General features: G+C 46.1%; 17 protein-coding genes. 7 read left to right on the top strand and 10 right to left on the bottom strand.

Annotation, left to right across the window (positions count from 1 at the left end; all coding sequences use genetic code 11):
* Positions 1-275 precede the first annotated feature (275 nt).
* The 10 genes from GKG41_RS05095 to GKG41_RS05045 all read right to left on the bottom strand — a co-directional run bounded on the left by GKG41_RS05095 (position 276) and on the right by GKG41_RS05045 (position 16,996).
* A complete protein-coding gene (locus GKG41_RS05095) occupies positions 276-4,991 on the bottom strand; it encodes a bacterial Ig-like domain-containing protein (protein ID WP_154257488.1) in 4,716 nt (1,571 codons plus the stop codon).
* A 130-nt stretch (positions 4,992-5,121) separates the two neighbouring features.
* Complete coding sequence (mmsB, locus tag GKG41_RS05090) at positions 5,122-6,282, bottom strand: multiple monosaccharide ABC transporter permease (RefSeq protein ID WP_154257487.1); 1,161 nt, start codon at positions 6,280-6,282, stop codon at positions 5,122-5,124.
* Positions 6,283-6,285: 3 nt separating this feature from the next.
* Positions 6,286-7,824: a multiple monosaccharide ABC transporter ATP-binding protein gene (mmsA, locus tag GKG41_RS05085; protein ID WP_154257486.1), complete on the bottom strand. Its 1,539-nt coding sequence runs from the start codon at positions 7,822-7,824 to the stop codon at positions 6,286-6,288.
* Positions 7,825-7,890: 66 nt separating this feature from the next.
* A complete protein-coding gene (gene chvE / locus GKG41_RS05080) occupies positions 7,891-9,048 on the bottom strand; it encodes a multiple monosaccharide ABC transporter substrate-binding protein (protein WP_154257485.1) in 1,158 nt (385 codons plus the stop codon).
* 155 nt (positions 9,049-9,203) lie between these two features.
* Complete coding sequence (locus tag GKG41_RS05075) at positions 9,204-10,244, bottom strand: substrate-binding domain-containing protein (RefSeq protein WP_154257484.1); 1,041 nt, start codon at positions 10,242-10,244, stop codon at positions 9,204-9,206.
* Positions 10,244-11,839, bottom strand: a complete 1,596-nt coding sequence (locus tag GKG41_RS05070; protein ID WP_154257483.1) for a helix-turn-helix domain-containing protein — start codon at positions 11,837-11,839, stop codon at positions 10,244-10,246. The genes GKG41_RS05075 and GKG41_RS05070 overlap by 1 nt, the downstream gene beginning before the upstream one ends.
* Before the next feature lie 21 nt (positions 11,840-11,860).
* Positions 11,861-13,348, bottom strand: a complete 1,488-nt coding sequence (locus GKG41_RS05065; RefSeq protein WP_154257482.1) for a histidine kinase — start codon at positions 13,346-13,348, stop codon at positions 11,861-11,863.
* 15 nt (positions 13,349-13,363) lie between these two features.
* Complete coding sequence (locus tag GKG41_RS05060) at positions 13,364-14,374, bottom strand: substrate-binding domain-containing protein (RefSeq protein ID WP_154257481.1); 1,011 nt, start codon at positions 14,372-14,374, stop codon at positions 13,364-13,366.
* A 608-nt stretch (positions 14,375-14,982) separates the two neighbouring features.
* Positions 14,983-16,467, bottom strand: a complete 1,485-nt coding sequence (locus GKG41_RS05050) for a M81 family metallopeptidase (protein WP_154257480.1) — start codon at positions 16,465-16,467, stop codon at positions 14,983-14,985.
* A gap of 25 nt (positions 16,468-16,492) precedes the next feature.
* Positions 16,493-16,996 carry a DUF819 family protein gene (locus GKG41_RS05045; RefSeq protein WP_154257479.1) on the bottom strand — a complete coding sequence of 168 codons (504 nt, stop codon included), beginning with the start codon at positions 16,994-16,996 and terminating at the stop codon, positions 16,493-16,495.
* A gap of 62 nt (positions 16,997-17,058) precedes the next feature.
* On the opposite strand from GKG41_RS05045, the gene GKG41_RS05040 reads away from it, so the two are divergent.
* The 7 genes from GKG41_RS05040 (at position 17,059) to GKG41_RS05010 (ending at position 23,384) form a co-directional block, all read left to right on the top strand.
* A complete protein-coding gene (locus GKG41_RS05040; protein WP_173015518.1) occupies positions 17,059-17,739 on the top strand; it encodes a LysR family transcriptional regulator substrate-binding protein in 681 nt (226 codons plus the stop codon).
* 419 nt (positions 17,740-18,158) lie between these two features.
* Positions 18,159-18,905 carry a GntR family transcriptional regulator gene (locus GKG41_RS05035; protein ID WP_072852333.1) on the top strand — a complete coding sequence of 249 codons (747 nt, stop codon included), beginning with the start codon at positions 18,159-18,161 and terminating at the stop codon, positions 18,903-18,905.
* Between the two features lie 160 nt (positions 18,906-19,065).
* Positions 19,066-19,716 (top strand): corrinoid protein, encoded by a 651-nt coding sequence (locus tag GKG41_RS05030; protein WP_154257477.1) that lies wholly within the window; start codon positions 19,066-19,068, stop codon positions 19,714-19,716.
* 22 nt (positions 19,717-19,738) lie between these two features.
* A complete protein-coding gene (locus tag GKG41_RS05025; protein ID WP_173015517.1) occupies positions 19,739-20,875 on the top strand; it encodes a uroporphyrinogen decarboxylase family protein in 1,137 nt (378 codons plus the stop codon).
* Between the two features lie 49 nt (positions 20,876-20,924).
* The gene (locus GKG41_RS05020) at positions 20,925-21,860 is read left to right on the top strand and encodes a hypothetical protein (protein ID WP_173015516.1); all 936 of its coding nucleotides are present in this window, start codon (positions 20,925-20,927) and stop codon (positions 21,858-21,860) included.
* Between the two features lie 39 nt (positions 21,861-21,899).
* A complete protein-coding gene (locus GKG41_RS05015; RefSeq protein WP_173015515.1) occupies positions 21,900-22,637 on the top strand; it encodes a sulfite exporter TauE/SafE family protein in 738 nt (245 codons plus the stop codon).
* Positions 22,638-22,652: 15 nt separating this feature from the next.
* On the top strand, positions 22,653-23,384 hold the full coding sequence (locus tag GKG41_RS05010) for a sulfite exporter TauE/SafE family protein (RefSeq protein WP_154257473.1): 732 nt from the start codon (positions 22,653-22,655) through the stop codon (positions 23,382-23,384).
* Positions 23,385-23,410: the final 26 nt, after the last annotated feature.

Below are 23,410 nucleotides of genomic sequence, written 5' to 3'. Positions count from 1 at the left end.
TAATGGGTTACTTTACTTCATTACTGCTGTACTATATATATACCACTAAAGTTATAGGACAATTTTGCTATTTACTGCATTATTTTGTGCATAATTATACATTCACATTGTAAATAGCACATTTTTGTCCTTTTAATCGTAAAATAATCCAGTTTTTTTAACGAATTAAGGTGTATTATTTGACTACAAATAGGCAATCGGGAATCGTAATTTCATCCCGATTGCCTTGCTCTCAGATCTGCCGGAAGTTCCACCGATCTGTCCGCCTGTTTCAATTATCTGGTTTTTGTCCAGACCCCGTTTTTATTCACATAGTATTTCCCAATCCATTGGTTTGTGGCCATTCCACCGCCGGACTTCAGATAGTACCATCTGCCGCCGGTCTGTACCCAGCCGGTCGCCATGGCTCCGCTGTTCTTCAGATAATACCAGGTGCCTCTGTCCAGAACCCATCCGGTTGCCATCGCCCCGCTGCTCTTTAGATAATACCAGGTCTTTCCGTCCAGCAGCCACCCTGTGGCCATGGCTCCGTTATTTCTCAGGTAATACCAGATATTCCCCTCCCGGAACCAGCCAGTCTGCATTGCTCCGTTTCCCTTCAGGTAATACCAGGTATTTCCCTCCAGCAGCCAGCCTGTGGCCATGGCTCCGCTATTTCTCAGATAATACCAGGTATTTCCCTCCAGAAGCCATCCCGTAGCCATCATTCCGTTATTCTTCAGGTAATACCAGGTATTCCCCTCCCGGAACCAGCCAGTCTGCATCGCTCCGTCTTCATTGCAGTAATACCAGTGGCTTCCGTCATTCACCCAGCCTGTCATACGGTACCCGTACTTATCAAAATAATACCAGGTATCATGGATAGACTTCCAGCACAATTTCGGCCAGGTGCCATCTCCGTTGCTGTACCACCAGCCGTTCCGGTCATGTTCCCAGTGGGGAATCTCTGCCTGTGTGTCCTCTGACACTACAATCATGAATTCCTCCGTCATACCCTCATAAGATACTGTAATGTACTGAATACCGGCTGCTGACGTATCAAGTGCGCTCACTTCATAGCTTCCGCTTTCCAGTTCTATGCAGGCCCCGTCTGAATACCAGGCGTAGACAGCAAGACCTGTAAGATCCTCGTCCTCTCCCACAAGATATTCGGTCTTGGCGGGCGGTGTGAGAACCAGCTTTGCCAATACCGGCTCCTCTGGCTTTTCTGATACTTTTACTGCGAATTCCGCAGTATATCCCTCATACGACACAACCACCGTCTTGTCTCCGGCCTCTGTTGAGTCAAACCCTTCCAGAGTGTAAGCCCCCTGGCTGATTTCTTCTTTCACCTGATTGCTGTAAACTGCATTAACGATCATTCCTGCAGGGTCAAATGCTTCTCCTACCAGGTAATCCGTCTTGTCCGGCACAATAATCTCAATGCCTGAGAGTATTCTTTCCTTTACCGTGATTGTGAAGGCTGCCGCCTTGTCCTCATAGGTTACCGTGACTTCTTTTGTTCCTGCAGTCATGGTATTCACATCAGATAACACGTACTCAGACACCTCTTCCTCCGTGCCATCTGAGAACTGTGCCTTAACCACCATACCCGTACGGTCAAAGGGTTCACACTCTTCGTACTCCGTCTTGGCCGGAGGCGTTACAAGAATCCCTGTCAGCGCCTTTTCATTTAGAACTGTAACTGTAAATTCTCCTGTTTTGGTAATTCCGTTTTCTGTATAGGCAACGGCAACGGTTTGTTCTCCCGGTGTTAAAGAATCAAATCCGGTAATCTCACAGTCCCCAGGATCTACTTCTGCACTGGTTCCGTTTACATAGTTTGCCACTATGGCAAGACCATGGAGATCCAGATCCTCGCCCAGTTTATATTCCGTTCTGGAAGGCGGGGTTACCGTCAGAGAATCTAATGCCGGGGATTGGACATGTAGTTCGCAATCCGCGTAAATATCAGGGTTATCCTGCAGAGACAGCCTCACTACTGCATTCCCTTCTCTGACTCCTTTCAGCACAATGGTATCTGACTTAACATCATTTACGATTTCCACAGCATCTGCGCCTTCTGTAATACTCCATACCACATCCTTATAAGTAGCATTCTGAGGTGCGACAGATGCGTTTAGTGAGACGGTATCCCCCGTGGTCAGTTCTATAACACTCTGATCTGCTGCAACCCCTTCTGCCGGTATCAGTTCCGGCAGAACTGATGAACTGCCGTTGGTGGCTGTAAAGTTATAGAAGGTGACCTTTGTCTGATTTCCGGAAGCCATGAATCCGGTGGTCATTAAGCCTGCTTTTACATGGTCAGCGCTCATACTGCGCCTACTGCTGAAGGTTTTATATTCCCCGGTCTCCCCCAGGGCATAGTATCCCGTGTAGGTATTGCCTGACTTCTCTAATTTCAATCTTAATTTTTGATTGGGATCCGTTAATGTAACGCCTATCTGCTGCTTGTCCCCGTCACCAGTATTTAATTCTACGCCGTTAGGAAGGTATACCAGCTTCACATAATGGGAATCGTCCCCATAGGCTACCAGGCCGGCTGAAGGCCAGTTTCCGCCGATGAGATCAAAGGCGGGATTGGCACTTAGTACCGTTTCTATGGTCCAGTCACTGTTTGCGTTCTGCAGAAACAGATTCTTTGCAGGGTTGGACTGATTTCCCAGATCCCCGCCTTCCGTCTGTATGGTCAGTCCCTTGTTCTGCTCATATGTAACATTGGCCTCATTCGGATTTACTATCTGCCAGAACTCTCCAACGCTGTCCCGGGTAAAATCATCACTTTGTATCTCGTCACTGGTGTAAAACTTAATTTCATACTCTGAGGTATCCTCCCCGTCGTCAAACGTCACTTTGGCAGCTCCGGGCACCCCTTGGGCCTGTTCCACGCTGACTTTGGCAGCTGTAGAGTAAGCTTTCACAAAAGGAACTGCCCCGCTGCCGTCTGCCGGCACGGAATATGTTTTTACATCTCCGGTGAATTCCTTTAAAGGCATACCGTTGATCTCTATTTTGTCTACTCTTGAGATGGTATCCATGACTGCAACATCGTCATAAGAGGCCATACTTCCCTCAGGCTGATAGAATCCTATTGTACCTGACTGCAGAGAATGATCACGGAATTCGCCTTTCTTAGCTCCGTTCACATATACGGTAATCCACTCCTTGCAGCATTCTATCTTTACTCTGGTATACTGACCCGGTTCTATGGCCTGTTCCATACTGCCAACTGTGGTTTCCGTCCCATGAACTGACTTTTTCAGTTCCAGACCGTTCTCTCCCATTAACAGGAGATAATAGTTCTTATCATCTGATTTTCTAAAGGTCAGCCCCGCTGCCTGATCTTCCAGTTTCACATTTGCTTCAAAACTATAGTTTTTCCAGTCAATTCCATCTCGGGCTGTCATATTAGTATTGTTTATTAGCTGAAGTGACCCGCCGATTATTCTGGAATTTGCTTTATTTTTCCAGGCTCTTAAATCTCCATCAAATGTCTCTGAAAACATTGCATTTCTCTCAGAGAACCGGAAGGATTCCATCTCACAGATCTTTTCACTGCTCTGACTGTGGAATTTCAGGTAGACGGTATGAATTCCCTGGACTTTGGAGACAGGGGCCGTGAACTCTGTCCATTCGGAGGAAGCCAGAGAGCCTACGATCACGGTACCTATAGGCGCATTTTCGGGATCATCCAGTACAATATCTATGCTTCCCCCAGACTTAGCCTTTAACCGCGCGGTGAACTGGAGCTCCTGATCTATGGTGCCAAAGTCAAAGTCTCTGTATTCCACACAGTTCCCATCCGTAATATTTACCAGAGGATGCAGATCCGCTGCCTGTTCAGAGAGATAGCAGCCAGAGGGATAGCCGTCCATTCTCACGTGGGTGGCATAGGCAGCCTCTACTTTTTCATAAGGGCTCAGAGGGCCGCCCAGGCCATGGTTGGTCATCTGTACCATATTTCCATTGATATCCCCAATTTTTCCATTTTCATCAAAATAGATTTTTTCCGCACAGACCTTTCGCCTCATATTGCTGTTGCCAAAGCCCCTGTGATAGAAGAGGTACCACTGATCCTTGATTTTGCAGAAGGATCCGTGGTTATTGCCCCCTGCCAGATCGCAGCCGTCATTATCCAGAATATTTCCTCCGAATGTATATGGGCCGAGAGGCTCATCTGCTATGGCATAGGACATCATGTGTACTCCTTTGCCCTTGTTGGAAGGATAAAGAATGTAATATTTCCCGTTTATTTTCTTCAGGGACGGCCCCTCATAGTATCCAAAGCCGTCATTGCCCGCTCCAAACAGCACCTTCTGGGTATCCTTTTTCACTACGGTATACAGACCATTCTCATCTTTGATCAGTTCTGCCCCCAGCAGTCCCTGCCCGCCGAATGAAGTTGTCTGTCCCCAGACAAGATAGACCTTCTGATTCTCTCCCTCACCTTCGGTATAAAGGCTGGGATCGATATTGCTGGTCTCGGTACCGTCATCGTACAGTATTTTTTTGGCAGGACTGAACGGCCCCTCCGGGTTCTTGCTTGTTGCCATCCCCAGCGCGGGTCCCCCGGCATTGCAGGTAACCAGATAATAGGTATCACCGATTTTGCACACATCCGGGGCGTAGAGCTGTGTGTCGCTCCAGTCCACACCGTCAGTGTCCTGTCCCTCCCAGAGATACCCCTCTCCCTTTCTTGAGGCAAAGGAAACCCCGTGATCCGTCCAGTCCTCCAGATCCTCCAGAGGAGCAGACCAGACTCTGTACTGGTAAGAGCACCAGGTTCCGGAATTATAATCGTCATGAGAGCCATACAGATAGAGCCGTTCTTCCCCCTTCTCATTTGTGAATACTTTTGCCTCAACATCCGGGATATACTCATCCAGGGGCAAAAGCGGATTGGCCGCCTCCACCGTCAGAGACGGTACGGCGATTGCCGTACCCGCGGCTGCGATAATACCCAAAAATACATTTCTAATAGTCCTTCCCATATTTTCTCCTTTCTGCTTATGCTATAAAAAAATACCGGCTGCAGTTTTACCTCCTTTCGCGCTGCTGCAATGCCGGCAATTTTTCTTCTGCCTCCATACGGCATCAGCCGTACGTCCGTTCACTCCATATTTACTGTGACTTTTTCTTGCTGACTACGTCAAAGATAACCGCTGCCAGAAGCACAAGCCCTTTTACCACCTTTTGGTAGTTGGAATCCACTCCCATGATATTCATACCCAGATTAATTACGCCCATCAGGGTTGCTCCGATGATGACCCCGGGTACTGTTCCGGTTCCGCCGTATGCGGAGGCTCCGCCGATGAAGCAGGAACCGATGGCATCCATCTCATAGTTGGTACCTGCCGTAGGATTCGCTGAATTCAGGCGGGCAATGGTTACCAGAGCTGCCATGGCAGACAGGAATCCCATATTCAGGTATGCCATAAAGTATACATTGTCTGTGTTAATTCCGGAGAGTTTGGTGGCTTTTTCATTACCTCCCACCGCATAAAAGTAACGGCCGATGGTAGTCTTAGAGGTAATATACGCGTACACCAGAATTACCACCAGCACCCACACAAGTACATTGGGAATTCCCTTGTACTGTGCCAGTCGGAACATAAATGCAAAGATAACTGCACATATAATTACAGACTTAACCACAATGCCTGCCATAGGTTCTGTCTCATATCCTTTTTTCGTTCTGCCCCGTCTTCCGTTAAATACAACCACCAGATAGATCACGCAGGCCAGAACCCCTGCCAGCATACAGGTAAGGTTAATCCCGCTTCCTCCCAATGGGTTTACCACATAATTGTTGAACAATTCCAGATAGTTATCCGGCATAGGCGCAATGGTCAGTCCGTCCAGCACAACGTTGGACAGTCCCCGGAAGATGAGCATCCCCGCCAGTGTCACAATGAAAGGGGGGATTCGGACGTAAGCGATCCAGAATCCCTGCCACGCTCCGATTAAAAGGCCCACGCCCAGCATGATGAGAATCGCCAGATACGTGTTTACGTGTTTGTTAACCATCAAAGAGCCGCCCACTGCTCCCACAAAGCACACCACGGATCCCACAGACAGATCGATGTTTCCTCCGGTGAGAATGCACAGCAGCATACCGGTTGCAAGGATGAATACATAGGCATTCTGTGCTATCAGGTTCGTCACATTCTGGGGAAGCAGCATCTTTCCCCCGGTTTTCCAGGTAAAAAACAGTGTTACCAGTATTAAAGCAATTACCATGGTATATTTTTTTACAACTTCTGAAACTTTTGCTTTATCCATTGTCTACTCTCCTTTGCTTGATTTCAAGATGCGGGCCATAATGACTTCCTGGGACGCCTCTTCCCGCCGCAGCTCTCCCACCATCTTGCCTTCGTTCATAACGTAGATGCGGTCCGACATCCCCAGTACCTCCGGCAGCTCAGAGGAAATCATGATTACAGACTTACCCGCCGCCACCAGATCGTTAATGATACAGTAAATCTCATACTTAGCCCCCACGTCGATTCCCCTGGTAGGCTCATCCAGGATCAAGACATCCGGCTGTGCAAACATCCACTTGGCCAGCAGTACCTTCTGCTGATTTCCTCCGCTTAAGTTGCCCACATTCTGCTCTACCGTAGGACATTTTGTATTCAGCTTCTCTTTGTACTCCACTGCAGCCTGATATTCCTTATCCCGGTCAATTACCCCGTGACTGCTGACTGCCTTCAGGTTGGCAAGGGTTGTATTAATTTTAATGGGATTCGAAAGGATTAGACCGTTTCCTTTTCTGTCCTCTGTGACATAGGCCAGTTTCTTGCCTATGGCCTGGCGGACATTGTTCAGATGGACTTCCTCTCCGTTTAGGAAGAGCTGTCCGCTGATCTGGGAGCCGTAGCTTTTACCGAACACGCTCATACCGAGTTCTGTCCTGCCCGCCCCCATAAGACCGGCGATCCCCACCACTTCTCCCTTATGTACTTTCATAGATACACCGTCACATACCTTCCGTTCAGAATAAAGAGGATGGTGTACGGTCCAGTCTTTTACTTCCAGAAGAACCTCCGGTTTTACTGTATTCTCCCGCTTGGGGAACCTGTCGGTCATCTCCCTTCCTACCATACCCTTAATGATACGGTCCTCAGAAATATCGTCCTTGCTTTTGTCCAGAGTTTCAATGGTACTTCCGTCACGGATGACGGTGATTTTATCTGCCACATATGCAATCTCATTTAATTTATGAGAGATTATAATCGAAGTCATGCCTTCCTTCTTAAACTTCAGCATTAAGTCCAGAAGGGCTTTTGAGTCGGCTTCATTCAGGGAAGCCGTAGGTTCATCCAGTATCAGCAGCCTTGCCTTTTTTGCCAGTGCTTTTGCAATTTCTACCAGCTGCTGTTTGCCCACACCGATATCCTTGATCAGTGTTCTGGAGGACTCCTGCAAACCTACCGTCCTCAGATATTTGTCAGCTTCTCCATACGTTTCGTTCCAGTCTATGGCGGCTTTTTTCCCTTTTTCATTCCCCAGGTACATATTTTCTCCGATAGTCATATATGGGATCAGAGCCAGTTCCTGATGAATAATTACGATTCCTTTTGATTCACTGTCTTTAATTTTACTGAATTTGCATACTTCCCCATCATAGATAATGTCGCCCTCATAGGATCCATGGGGATAAATACCGCTTAATACATTCATCAGAGTGGATTTCCCCGCTCCGTTTTCACCAACCAGCGCATGGATCTCGCCTTCTTCGACCTTCAGGTTTACATTGTCCAGCGCCTTTACGCCAGGGAATGTCTTGGTGATATTTTTCATTTCCAAAAGTATCTTTGCCAATTGTCTCCCTCCTTTTCTATCATTTAGTACAGGCGGGTATATGCCCGCCTGTACCTGAAGTAATGTTTATTTTAAATCTTCTTCTGTATAGTATCCGGAATCAATCAGCAGTTCTTTGTAGTTATCAGCTGTACAAACCTTCGGCTCGCAAAGATAGGTCGGGATAACGCCTGTGCCGTTGTCATAGGATTCTGTATCGTTTACTTCTGCTTCTTTGCCCTGCATAATAGCATCTACCATCTTAACTGTCTGGTTTGCCAGGTCACGGGTATCCTTAAAGATATCCATAGACTGCTTTCCTGCGATTAAGTTCTTCACATTGGCAACATCACAGTCCTGTCCGGTAATAACCGGATATTCTCCGGTGTAGGAGGATGCCAGAGCATTCTGTACGCCCAGAGAAGTGGAGTCGTTAGAGCAGAGAACTGCGTCCAGGTTTGTTCCGTCAGAGTAATTGCCGGAGATAATCGTATCCATACGGTTCTGTGCTTTCTCTGTGGACCAGTCGGCGGTAGCAACCTTTGCGAATTCAATCTGTCCGGAAGGTACTACTAATTTGCCGGAGTCAATGTAAGGCTGGAGCACATCCATAGCTCCGCCATAGAAGAACTGTGCATTGTTGTCTCCCGGGTCGCCGGTTACGATTTCCAGATTAAACGGTCCCTCTGCATTTTCCAGATCCAGCGCTTCCTTAATGTACTCGCCCTGTTTCTGGCCTACCATGTAGTTGTCAAAGGTTGCATAATAAGAGATTGCATCGGAGTTCATAATCAAACGGTCATAGGAAATTACAGGAATGCCTGCCTCTTTTGCCTTTTCCAGCGGAGTGCCCAGGGACTCTCCGTCAATGGAGGCAATTACCAGAACATTTACGCCATTGGATATCATGGTTTCAATCTGAGATACCTGAGTGGCAATGTCGTTATTGGAGTACTGAATATCTACTTCGTACCCTGCGTCCTTCAGCTGCTGCTCCATATTCTGTCCGTCCTGGTTCCAGCGCTGGAGATCCTTTGTGGGCATTACCACACCTACTACGTTTCCACCGGTCGTTGCCGTATCAGAAGCCTCTTTGGCGTCATCTGCCTTATCTTCAGCAGGTGCCTCAGTTTTTGTATCAGAGGAGCTTGCGCTTGAACTGTCATCGCCTGAAGTTCCACAGCCTGCAAATAGTCCTGCGACTACCATGGTTGATAATAAAATACTGACTACTCTCTTTTTCATTCTTTACTTACCTCCCAAATTTTTTTGTTTTTTGTTATGCATAAACTATATCACAGGATCTACAGGACTTTTTTACGACATCCTGTACTTTATTGCCATAATAAAAAAATGTCCCGTGTCAACAGGACATTTTTGTGGTAAAAAAATGCTATGTGCTATTCTTTTGTAATATTCAGATAGACCTCTTCCTCTGAATGAAAGTTTGTGTCAATAATCTCAGTCTGCATATTGTCTTTCGTAACCGCAATGGGATCCAGGCTGATATACGGAACATCAAAAGAACCGTCGTTTATGGTCCCTGTCACATTGACGTAAATGTCCTTTCCCATCTTTACCGCATACTCAGCTGCTGTCTTTGCCTCGGCCTCCACCGGTTTATACACAGTCATAGCCTGTGTTCCCTCTACTATCCTCTGACAGGCATTCAGATCCGCATCCTGTCCGGTGACTACTACGGTACCTGCCAGACGGTTCTCCGTGAGCGCTCTCACCGCCTCTGTGGCCAGCCCGTCGTTGCCGCACATGATGCCCGCCACATCCGGGTAAGCCTCCAGTCCTCTGCTGACCGCATCGTAGGCCAGCTCTGCGGTCCATGCGTCACAGTACTGCTGGTAGACCACATTCAGCCCGCTGTCCTTTATTGCCTCCGAAAATCCTTTTTCTACCTGACTGACATTGTTATCCGTCGGGGGCCCCTTAATGGCAAATATATTGCCCCCTTCCGGGAGTCTTTCTTTCAGTGCCTCCCCCATAAGCCTTCCCACCTGTTCATTGTCAAAAGAAATATACAGATCCACATCCGCATTCCGGATCAGCCTGTCATAGGCAATCACCTTGATTCCCGCTTCCTTTGCCTCCCTCACTACCTCTGTCAGACTGCTGCCGTCCACTGCGATTATAGTGATTACATCCATTCTCTTCTTGATAAAGTAACGGATCTGGGAAATCTGCTGATCCACATCCCCGTTGGCATTCTGAACATTGACCTCTGCTCCCTGAATTTTTGCGGTTGTCTCAAACACATCCCGGTCCCGTATCCACCGTTCCAGTACAAAGGTGTCAAAGCAAAGGCCTATCTTTACCTTATCCTCCTGTGGGGCGGGCTCCTCCTTCTTCTCTTGGCTCCCGCATCCGGTCAGGGCCGCACAGATGCCCAGTAGCAAGAACAGCCCTATCATTTTCTTTTCCTTCTTCATTAGCCTAACCTCTCTCTATACTCGCTGGGGGTAACTCCTATGTACTTTTTAAAGATTCTGCTAAAATAATTGGGGTCACCGTATCCTGACATGGCACATATCTCTTTTACACTCAGCTCCGGGTTCTTTAGATATTCTTTGGCATTTTCCATTCTTACCTTGGTGAGATACTCAATAAAGTTTTCCCCGGCCTCCTCCTTAAACACCTTACTAAAGTAATATGGACTTATGTTAACCATCTCAGATACCCCGTCCAGAGAAATATCCTTTTGGAAATTGGACTTAATGTACTGTTTTACCCTGGTTACGATTCCTTCTGTCTGTTCTTCCTGTTTACTGGTGATGTTTTTGCACACTTCGGTGATTTTCTGCAGAAACCAGGCGCGCAGTCCCTCGTAGCTGGAGCATCCCGTTACCTGTTCCAGGTAATCCTTCCGGTAGCGGAATTCATACGTCATTCCTCCATTGAGAAATGCCTCTCTCTCCGCCCGCATCACAAACTCCAGAACCTTTATCTGAATGTCTGCCTGGCAGTCCGGGTAATTCTGCAGCATCCACTCAAAAAAGAGATCCGCCTGCTGTCTGGCGCCGTCCGTATCCCCTCTGAGGACCATCTGGAAAAGCTTCTTTTCTGTATCTGCGGGATAATCCCCCACATACCCGCATCCGATGGGCAAATCCTCCACATGGGCAACCCGCCCCTTGCTCTCTGTCAATGCTCTGGATGCCTCTTTATAGGAATCCTGAAGTTCCTCAAATGGCTTTACCCCGCCGATACCCACTTTAAACTTAGCATCTATATCTTTTTCCAAACGGCGGACCATATTCCTGGACTTCTCTATGATCTGGATCCTCTCGTCATAGGTCAGTCCCTCCTGTTCCCAGGGTACAAACAAAGCTATCTTATTGGACATCACAGGGCCAATGCAGCAGTAGAAAAAACCTCTGATAATTTCCCGAAACTGCGAGTAAAAGGACTGGGCTTTTACACTCATTCCCACGGCATTGGTTAGGACTCCCTCCGTAATAGATTCCCCAAACTGGACCACCATCATGAATCCATACTCTTCCCTGATATCCAGAAGCTGCCTGTAATTCCCGGTTTCCCTGTTCCTTTCTTCCTGCAGCAGAAGGTTGTAAATAAACCCGCTCTCTATCACAGGAATCACCGTCTCCAGCTTTTCCTGGATTTTCAGGGACTCGCTCCGTTTCCGCCGTTCCTCTTCTACCTTCTGCATGGCCCGTACCAGAACGTCGATGACTACCTTACGGTTTACAGGCTTTGTGAGGTACTCCAAAACCCCAAGATTAATGGCCTCCTGTGCGTAGGCAAACTTATCATAGGCTGAGATAACGATAAAATGTACAGATGTATGGAATTTGCGTATCTCCTGCATCGCATGAATCCCATTGATTCCCGGCATCTGGATATCCATAAAGACAATATCCGGCCGGAAGGTTTCTGCCAGTTCAATGGCCGCCCGACCGCTTTTCACACACTGTATTTCTACCGTGCCCTTAAAGTTTGATTCAATAATGGTTCTCAGGGATTCCAACATAATTCCTTCGTCATCTGCCAGCAATATCCTAAACATATCCTTCTCCTTTCCGTGTACTTACTCTGTCTCCAGAGGAATGATAAGTGACACGACCGTACCTTGATCCGGCCCTCTGCTCTCTATCTGAAGCAGCCCCTTCCGGTCATAATAAAGTTCCATCCTGCTCTTTACATTATTGATTCCAATGCCGGTGGATTCTGACTGCCCCCTATGGCCCTCCGGCGTATTCTCCAGTATAGCTTTTATCTTCTCAGGCTCCATCCCCTTCCCGTTATCCTTAATCCTAATGATTACCTGTCCGACTTCTCTTTTTACGGTTACATGGATGTACCCCTCCCCCTCCATGTGGCGGATTCCGTAATTCACAGAATTCTCCACAATGGGCTGCAGGATCATGCTGGGGACACGGATATCCTCCACACCGGCATCTGTCTCTTTCATATAATTAATGTCCCCTGCGAATCTCACATTTAAAATATAAATATAGTTGTCGACCGCCTCCAGCTCTTCCCCCAGAGTGGCGTCCTCGGACATCTTCCGCACATTATACCGGAAAAAGTCTGCCATCCGCTCCACAAACAGACAGGTCTTCTCCGCATCCTCCATCATGGCAAGCTGTGCCCCCGCGTTCAGGGAATTAAAGAGAAAATGCGGGTTAATCTGTGCCTGCAGGTATTTCAGCTGCGCATCCTTGAGATGGTTTTTCATCAACAGCTCCCGCTCCATCATCCGCTGCTCTTTTTCCATACTATCCTTCGTTCTCTGAATATGGTCCCTGATGCTGTACACCATCTGGTTGAAGGCTTTTGTAACAGTGCCCACCTCATCTGCGGATGTAACCTCCAAAAGCGGAGCATTCAGATTCCCTTCCGCCACCTCGTCCGCAGTCCGGGCCAGCAGAATCAGGGGCCCTATAATACTTTGGGTAAGCAGAACCAGAAAAATGATATTGACTACTGCCACAAATATAAGGATCGCCGTGCTTACGACCTCCATATATTGCAGAGAAACCAGAAGGGTTTTGTAGCTGCTGGAATTCACCTGAAACTGCCGCCGGTTCAGATTATCTATGTAAGAAGTAATGTACCGGTACAGCTCCTCCGCTTCTGCATAGCAGTTTTTATACCTCTGTATATTGCGTCCTCTCTTTGCGGCTACCGTATTATCCGCTGTAGCCAGATACGTATCTGACATGTTTTTAATATTTTTCTCCAGCAGAAGCATACTGTTGTCCCGGGTTTCCCCGTTCAAATCCTCCAGCAGATCCCGAAACTGCTGTCCGCTTCTGTAATAATTCTCCAACGCTGAGGAACTTTTGGTGCTCAGATACTCATATACCTCCTCATGGGTACTGGTCAGCGCATCCGACAAGTCATTGAGGGTAATATTGCTCACATAAATCTGATCGATCCGGTTAATGGATCGATTTACCTCCTTATAGAGCACCAGATTGCTTATCAGCAGCAGAAGGGAAGTGAACCCAAAGCAGAGGAGCAGCTTTTTTCTGATAGATAAATCCTTTATGATCTGTTTCCAATGTCTCATTCTTTTATTCTCTCTTTACTCTTCCATATACTCCGCAACATTTTCTTTGGTTATCAATTCCAAGTCTACACTAAAATATTCACTTACATATCCCATCTCTCTGTACTCTCGGAGCGCCTCCACACTATATCTTCCTATCTGCTCCGTATCCAGTTCAAAAGCAGCCGAGGTTGTTCCCCGGGAGATAGCATTTAAAAATGACTCTGTAGGATAGTAGCCGATAATATCCATCTGTCCCACTTTATTATAATCGATCAGGGCCTGATAAGCACATTTGGTATCTATCTCATCCAGACAGACCAGAATATCCGGGAGTATCTGGGAATCCAGGAATACATCCCGGATCGCCTCTTCCGACTCAAAGGTACTGCCGCTGTTAATCCTCAGTGCATCTATCTCCACCTGAGCACCATAAGGGGAATGTTCTTTTATCTCTGACTTAATCTGTGAAAAGGTCAGATTTTTGCTGGGGTCCTCAATGTCCCCATTAATCAGCACCAGAATCTTCCTGGTGGCCTCTGTCATAGTTTTACAGATAACCTCCCCGTACTCCTGCCCAAGCTGGAAGCTGTTGACCCCGATAAAACTTTTTCTTTTGGTGCCGGAGGCATCCTCCATCACCGTTACCACGGGTATGTTATTGGCAGAAGCTTTGTTGATCAGCCGCTCCACCTCCGGGTCGCCGTTTGGCTCTACGATGATACCGTCGGCCTTAGCGGCAATGGCAATCTCCAGGTAGTCATCTGTGTTATACTCTGATACCATATCGCCGCCCACATACTCCAGATATGCATTTTCTTTTGCCGCGGCCTCTTTGGCACTCTGGTAAATTGCCTGCCACAGAGGGGAACTGATATTATCGGCAATCAGCATATAATGATACTGGTAGGTCTTGCCGCTGTCTATCTCTTCGGTCTGCATGTCTCTAACGATGTGGCGGTAATATCCCCATCCCCCTGCTGTAATCAAAACCAATACAACCAGTACTGCTATAACCGGTATTATGCCTTTCTTCATATACTTCATCTCAGATACGCCTTTCTTTGTTTACTCATTATACTATATCATAAAATAAAAAAGAAGTAACAACTCCTCAAAGGAATCTGTAAAATAAATGTCTAAAAAAACCGCCATCATCGGAGATATTTCCAATAATGACGGATTTTTACAGTCCCGTTATTTTGTCTTTGTCCATGCTCCTGAACCGTTCAAATAGTACCATTTTCCACCCGTATGCAACCGTCCGGTTGCCATAGCTCCCATGTCTTTTTTCCATTTCTCCGCCCATTTTATTTGTTATCACCAGAATAGCATGGATGAAACAGGATAAAATTGTTAATTGCTGTATGTTTTTGTGTCAAGTAGTTTTTTTAATAAATGATAGCACTTTTTTGCTATTATGCATGACAATTTTCTCCTACAATATGCCATAGGAATTGAATTCCCTGTTTTCCGTCTTTCATTTTGTATACACATCCGTGGATAAAACAGAGCACTTCGACAAAAGGAAGCAAGCTTTTAGATGCCTGTTCTTTTTGCTGAAATGCTCTGTTCTCTTCTATTCATCCATTTATTTTTATTGGAGGGCTCAACGTAGTTCTCCGCGGCGCTCTATGATGATTGTGTTTATCTCATCAGAAGTCCAGGGGGAAAATTGGCCTTTTTACCTTTTTCAGATTCAATGTTTCAAGATTCCCTGTACTGACTCCAGGTGGATCAACCGTAATAATATGATCTGTAAACTTTTTAAAATACGCCTTAAAATGCTGAGCAGATTTCACACCAATGATATTGTATTCTCTGAAATCTATTCCCAGTAAAGAAAATATTCCATCATCCATAATCTGATAACTATTGCTAGCTATGATCACATCCACATTCCCCGCCTGAATCCTCACTGAGGCACCGAAGTTAACCGGCTGACCGTGGGTCATATCACTCAATATACAGTATTTTCCATCGCAAATACTCTTTACATAAGCATTTTGGATCCGTACGGGTTCCCCATGTTGATCATCCGTTTTCCCCCCAACCAGTAGATTAAGTGTGGTACCCACGCCTGAGCGGATTGCTTCCTGAACCGCCTCAGGATCATTGATTGCACCAATACATGTTTTTTCAATATTTCTCTCAAGCATTTCTCTGAGGAGCCATGTACCGTCTCCAGGCGTGCCAGCTCCGGGATTATCTGAAGTTTCGTTAATAACAATAATCTTTTTTCCTTCTGTGATGTAAGTTTCTGCTTCGTCAAGTCCTTCTTGCACAGACAAACAATCTGATCTCAGTTCTTCTCTTCTGTCATACACATAATCTGCAATATCTTTGGCAGCGGCTTCCGCTAAAACGATATCTCCATCCGTGATTACAACTGCGGCACAGCTGCAGTCTTCGATATCACTATAAGGAAATCCCTGTACGAAGACACTGTATCTTATATTTTCTATTTTTTCCTTCCCATTACAGTATTGAAGGATCGATTTCATAGGTTCATTATCCGTACACCCCATGGTAATGGGCAAAAGAATAGGGATTTTCTCTACATGCATCTTAAGCTTATCCGGTTCTTCAATCAAAGTTTTCATGAACCTGGCTGCCAGTTCCCCCGTCTCATAGGTATCTATATGGGGATAAAGCTTTGAGGGAACGAGGAGGTCTGCATTTTTTATCATTTTCTCTGTGATATTAGCATGGGGATCCAGAGTCATCACGATTGGAATCTCCCAGCCAAAGCGGCTGCGGATCTCCTCAAGAAATGCACCTTCAAGATCCGCCTCCGGTTCAGACACACCTGCGCCGTGAAAAGCAAGACAGAACCCATCAATTGGAATTGAATCATCAATTCCGGCAAAAAAGCTTTCCTTGAGTGACTCAAAGCATCTTTGGGAGATCTTTCCGGACGGAGAAGCAAACGCACAGAATGCAGGAACTATTTCAAGGCCGATTGCCGCTCCACCTTCCATAATACCGGTCAAGTAGTCCCGAAACCTAATCTTGCACAGATTAAAAACATCTTCCTTCTCATACCACATCAATGTCCTTCTGAAATTTATTTCTTCTGTAGGGTATTTTGCAAGAGAACTGCTCTCATGCATCACCTCACCAACTATAATCCTCTTCATGACTTTCCTCTCATTCAAACTGTCTCTAGTGGAAAATATTTGCTGTAAACACCGCAAAATAGCTTCCGATAATATAACCGTAAAGTCCTACCAGCGTTGCCGGAGCAATCAGGCTCTTCCAGCCCTTACTGATTACATATGCTGCAGCAGTTGTAGGTCCCCCAAGAGAAGCATTGGAAGCGGCAAAGCATTCCTCAATGTTCCATTTGAAGAATTTTCCAACCAGCATAACTCCGCCGATATTTAACACAGCCATTATCAATTTAAACCCAAACACTGCAGGAGCAACAGCTATTACATCCATAATCTTTGCACCTGCGCCTACCTGGACAAACCACATGGTGATCATAATTGTTCCCAACTCCGTTGCTCCATGGATATTTTCAAAAACCTTTGGAAATGCCGTACTAAGAGCAATGGTAATGGTTGTCATGACCAGATAAATATTACCCAAGAGCAGTTTAACTACTTCCGGAAGTGCCTGTGCATTGATGCACCCCTTTTGGTGAAGAATTTCTAACCCAGGCAAAACTGACTATAAAACAGTTTGATTATATCAGAAATATGGCAGATATTCAGAATAAGTGGTCAATGAATCTAAGTATATCTTCCTATTATTTTTTGTTTGCCTCCTATATTTATTTAGAGCTGTTTCAGCAAAATCAGGATAAGAATATTACTTTTCATTTTGAAGAAGCATCCCGGGGAGATATCATCCATTCCGTATATAACCGTGAATCAGAATTGGGAATACTTAGCCTGCCTACTTCTACACGAAATAACTGGATCAAATACATTGAGCAGCATGATCTGGAATATCAGAAGATCTCCGATGAAATACCCATGGTCATGGTAGGTTCAGCTTCTCCGTTATATGAAAAAACGGATGAAGACATCATTTCCATCGAGATGCTGAAGGATATGCCAATGATTGATTATGAGGAAAAACAAAAGCTTTTTGATGGGGCAGATGCGCATATTTCCCCCTCTGTATTCGTACCTTCAACTCTGTTAAAGGTATCCGACCGGGCGACCTTAATTGACTTTCTGCATAAAACACCCTGCTATCATATTGCAACTTCAAACAGAAACGCCTATCAACAATACACCTACCATGACGGAATCAAGCCTCTTCGTCTTATGGACTGCCCTTTTTCTTATGAAATCGGATGGATCAAAGGGAAAAACAATTATCTGTCTACCCTTGGAAAGCAATTCCTCGTAAAAGCACAAAGCATGCTCATTCTCGAAAAAAACCCTATAATCAAATAGTTTTTATTTCACAAGCGTTTGTTCCTCTCCCAAAGTCTTTATACACAGTTTATATTTTTTTCAACTCTTCATCACAGATTCATCACAATTTACCTGTATTATAATAATTGTTAAGAGGCCAACAACCTAACGCAAAACTTTTTCTTTTTCTAAAGCCAGCATCCCCCGCAGGATGCTGGCTCTCCTTCATTTCAGACCCTTTTCGTTCATGATTCCATACACTTCCACAGAATGTCAGGAAAAAACCAATATGTGTGTCTTACAAGATATAATGCACAAAAAAGATGAGATAATTTATTATGTTATCACGAAATTTTCGTTAAATATTATACTAATCACTAATTGTATTGACGTCTATACGTTTATATGTTATATTGAAACCACTTCATAAGAAACAGTAACAAAAAGGAGGTAAAATTTTGGTCACCACTTTGGACATTACATTGGACAGACAGAGTATGGTGCCTTTATATTATCAGCTGAAAGAGCAGATCTACCATTTAATACAGACAGGAGTCCTGAAGTCAGGAGATCTCCTTCCGTCAGAGTCAGAACTGTGCGATACCTTTGGACTGAGCCGTGGAACTGTACGTCAGGCAATCAATATGCTGGCGGAAAAAGGGTATGTCACAAAGGAACGGGGAAAGGGCACCTGTGTGAGGAGGCCCAGTCTGAACCACGACCTTCTCGGGGATTACAGCTTCGGTATGGGAATCCGAAAGCAGGGGCTTACCCTGAAGACTCAGACCTTATTAAAAGAAGTTATTCCAGGCAAAAGAAGCATCACTGACAGACTGGAGATAGATAAGAAATCAGAAGTAATTCATCTCATCCGCATCCGCTGGGCTGATGAAGAGCCCTGGATCTACGAGGAAAACTATCTGGAGGCCGCTGCGTTTCCAGGTCTGGAGCAGCGCAACTTTGACACTGAACTGCTGACTGAGATACTCGTACAGGATTACAATATTAATCTGACCCGGGTCTCCGCTTTTGTAGAGCCCACCATTATTAACGAGAAGTATGCAAAACTTTTAGATCTTGACGAAGGTCTGCCTGCACTGGTCATGGACCGTGTCATTTATCAGCATGATAATAAACCGGCAATATACAGCCATGCACTGATCCGCGGCGACAGATGCCGATACTATTTTAGTGTAACAAGATAAACAGGAAAACCATGCGCATTAGAATACATCAAGTATTCTTGCGCTTTTTATAAAGGTATAAACGTATATACGTTTAAATGTATATAAGCACTTTGTGTTTATTTATAGCGCTATATTTTAAATAAGTAACCCGTAAAAAGTGAACCAAAGGAGGTATTTTATGTGCGATTTTGATTTTCAGCCTATCATTGACGTGATTGTGGACGGGGAAGGGGACGATGCTGCAGAGCTTGTCCAGGAAGCGCTGGATGCGGGAATTCCGGCTGCGGATATTATTGACAAGGCTCTGGTTGTGGGTATGCAGATAGTCTCAGACAAGTATGACCAGAAAGAGTATTTTGTTCCGGATCTGGCCGCTTCTGCGGACGCCATGACAGAAGCGCTGGATATTTTAAAACCCCTGTTGGAGCAAAAAGACGGAGAGGACAAAGGAACCATAGTAATTGGGGTTGTAAAGGAATGCAGCCAGGAAATCGGAAAGAATATAGTTGCGGCTATGCTGAGCGGTGCGGGCTACAAAGTATATGACTTAGGTACCAATGTATCCCCGGATACCTTCATCAGCAAAGTAAAAGAAGTCAATGCCGATATCCTCGCCATGTCCAATCCCATGCTGCAGACTACGAAGTATATGAAGGAAACTGCAGAAAAGCTGGAAGCTGAGGGACTGAGAGGTAAGGTTAAAATCACCATCGGAGGGGCTTCCACGAATCCCGAAACTGCAGCTCAGGTACTGGCGGATGCATGGTCGAAAAATGGAAATGAGTGCATTCGGGTGTGCAACCGTTTAATGGATGATTTACAGGCATAGCCCGGGGAAGGAGTTCAAAATTATGAAATCAAATGAAAGAATTGACAGGCTGGCCGCACAGCTGCATGAACAGGTAAAAAATTCAGGGGAACGGATGACACCCCTGGAAAGATTCAATTGCGTAAACGTCCACCACGCAAAGCCTGACCGCCTTATGGCCTGGGCATTTTACAGGGAATACCCCAGATATTTAGTAAACTATAAGGTCCGTGATCTGGAGACCGACTATCTGAAAGAATGTGAATCTATGCTTGCCGGGTTAGTGGAATTCGGCTTTGACACCATATGGACGAACGTGGATCTCTACTCTGTCACACCTGAAATCATGGGTGTGGACATTGATATGATCGAGGACGCAGTCTCAGTTCCAAGGGCTGCCGTGCTGAAAAAACCCGAGGATCTTAAGCTCCTGAAAGCAATTAACCCGGAAACAGACGGAAGGCTTCCCGTGGTTCTCAATACCGTAGCGCTGCTGAGAGAGAAGATCGGGGATATTTATCCTGTTATCGGCCATTTAAGCGGTCCAATCTCTCTTGCCTGCTGCCTGAGAGGCGCCAGCAAGTTTGTAGTCGACATGAAAAGACGGCCTGACTTTGTCCGGGAATTGCTGGACTACTGTGCTGATGTGACGATAACCATAGGAAAGGCACTTTTGGATCGGGGCGCCGTGGGAATCTCCATGGCAGATGCCACCGGATCTCCGTCCCTGTGCAGTCCTGAACAATACAACGACTTATTTATGCCTGCCTATATGAAGATCCAGAAGGCGTTGGCCTGCATGACTCCGCCCGGGGTAAGATGGCATTCCCAGTCCGGCATTGATGAGGTCGCGGATATAGAGAAATTTGTTACTGAATCCTGTGAAGCCGGCAATACCGTATTTCATGTGGCAACGCCCTGGGCATTAAACTGTGATATCAGAAAAATTCTGGATATCCTGAAGGCTTACGGGGCATGCCTGTGGTTCGGAATAGCGCCCGCCGCCTTCGCTAACCTGACCGAAGATGAGATGGATGCCCTGGTAAAAGAATATATCGATACATACGCCAGGGGATATGAAGGTTATTTCCTGATGGGACCCAATATGCTTAACGACACCTCAAAGCCGGAGCTGGTAAAAGCCTGGATGAACGCTATGAAAAAATACGGAAAATGTTAAGCGGAACGGGTCAGCCTGAATGCCCGGCGCCAAGCGGAGGTTAACTTTTATGGAGCAAAAAAAAATATATGACTGTTTTGAAAAGGATTTTACAATAGGCAACGTAAGGATCGGGGGCGATTACGGGGAAATCCCCACGGTACTCATCGGCAGTATATTTTATATGAACCACCGGATTGTAAAGGATCCCCAGACCGGAAGCTTTGACGAGGAAAAGGCAGGTGCGCTGATAAAAACCTGCAATACACTATCCGAACAGATGGGGGTAAAGTACATGCTTGACGTCATCGGCAATACCCCTGAAGCCCTGATCCGGTATATTACATTTTTAAAAGGTATTACTGATGCCCCGATTTTATTAAATGCTACTCTGCCTGAGGTACGGATTGCAGCGCTTCAGGAGCTTAACCGCAGGGGAATGCTGGACGGAATCGTCTATAACTCCATTAATGGCTTCAGCACCTCAGAGGAGCTGGACGTTCTGGCCCGGCTTCCCATTCAGGCGTCTGTCATTCAGGCTTACAATCCCGGCAGCAAGAAAGCTGACGGACCATATAAGGTACTCACTGGCAAAGGAGGAAAGGAGGGCTTCCTGGACAAAGCGGCCCGGGCAGGAATGACCAAGATTATGGTAGATATTCCCGCGCTGGATCTCTCTAATATGGGGACCATCCCCTATGCCGCCAGAGTGATCAAAGAGGAACTGGGGATTCCGGTAGGTACGGCGCCGTCCAACGCCACCTACGCCAGCCCCTGGCTAAGAAACAAGGAAATCATCAGCACTGAACAGTTCAGAGCCGTGGATGCATCAGTTAACTCCTATCTGGCAGCAAACGGATGTAATTTTCTATTTATCGGTCCCATAGACGGATGCCGCTGGGTTATGCCCTCTGTTGCGGCAGTAAACGCATTCCACGTCTACGGGAAGCGCTCCGGGGGAATCTGTCCCCTGACAAAAGAACACCCCATGTACAAAGTGCTGTAGCAAATCTAATATAATCAGACCTTGGGAGGTGAAATGATTATGTTTACTTATATTATGGTATTTGTTATTTCTTTTGCCGGAGCGTTTGTCCAGGGTATCACAGGCTTTGGATCCGCTATGGTGTGGATGTCCTTTCTTCCCCTGGTTATTACCTTTCCGGAAGCATCGGCACTGACCCCGGCTATGCTCACAATTATTGGTACCCAGATGACCATTAAGCTCCATAAAAATATCAACTGGAAAATGAGTATTGTACCCCTTGTGGTATCCTTTATCAGCACAGCGATCGGCGCGTGGATTATGACATTTACAACAGTCACCACGATGCAGCTGGTATTGGGCATATTCCTTGTAATTGTAGGCATTTATTTCTTTGCTACCATGAAGAGAAGCATTAAGATCAAGCCTACCTATGTTAACGGAGGGATCGCGGGATTTATAGCCGGCGTTTTTACAGGACTGCTGAACATAGGTGGACCGCCTCTGGTAATCTACTATAATGCAGCGGCGGACTCTCCCCTTCAATACAAAGCCTGTATCGAATTTAACTTCTTTATGATATACGGATGGACCACTATCCTCAAATTTATGTCAGGATCCTATACCATTGAGACAGTAAAATACCTGATACCCGGGGCCGTTGCCGTTATCATCAGCAGCATCGCAGGCCTGTATCTGTTTAAGAAATTCGACAAAAAAATTGTGTCTATTCTTGTGTATACCATGCTGATTGTTATGGGAGCTTACCAGTTCTGCAAAAGCATGAAGCTATTTTAAGGAAGAGGGGAGTCCATGGTTTACTTCATATTAGCTTTGGCAGCCACTGCCATCGGTACAGTTGTAGGTGTGGGGGGAGGTATGATCCTGCGGCCCCTGCTGAATCTCTTTGATGTCTCAAAAGGTCTGGCCTCCTTCACCTCATCCTTTACCGTCCTTGCAATGGCAGCTACAAATCTAATTACCTATAAGGCACAGGGCAATAAAGTAAAACTGAATAATATTGTCTATATGGGCTTCGGAGGGATTGCCGGCAGCTTTGTAGGCGCTTCTATGATGGCATATGTCCCTGCAGATACTGTAAACAAAGCGTATTTGGCTGCAATTCTTGTCATGCTGGTATCTGTAATTGTTCGGGAGAGAGTAAAGATGAAGGCCGTGGAGAATCCTCTCCTCAAGGTGCTTCTCGGTATGAGCTGCGGTATGCTTTCCAGCTTTTTCGGTATAGGGGGCGGGCCGTTTTTAATGACTGTGCTTCTGGTGTTCCTGGATTTGGAGCCAAAGGAAGCCGCGATACAGAGTATCTTAATAACCCTTCTCACAACTTCCGGTTCTATGGTACGCTATACCATGAGCGGATACGCAGATCTCTCTCTGGTTCTCTACTGTGTTCCTGCAGGGATCTGCGGCGGCCTAATCGGGCGGAAGGTTACGGATTTAATCAGTCAGAAGACGGTACGGCGCATGTTTTATATGGTACTGACCGTCATCATGATGGTGCAGATTTATACCGTAGTATTTAAGTAGATATAACTACAGCAGGACAGAAACCG

The sequence above is a fragment of the Lactonifactor sp. BIOML-A5 genome, from assembly GCF_009677585.1.
Taxonomy (GTDB): Bacteria; Bacillota; Clostridia; order Lachnospirales; family Lachnospiraceae; genus Lactonifactor.
This window is presented reverse-complemented; position numbering and strand designations above follow the sequence as displayed.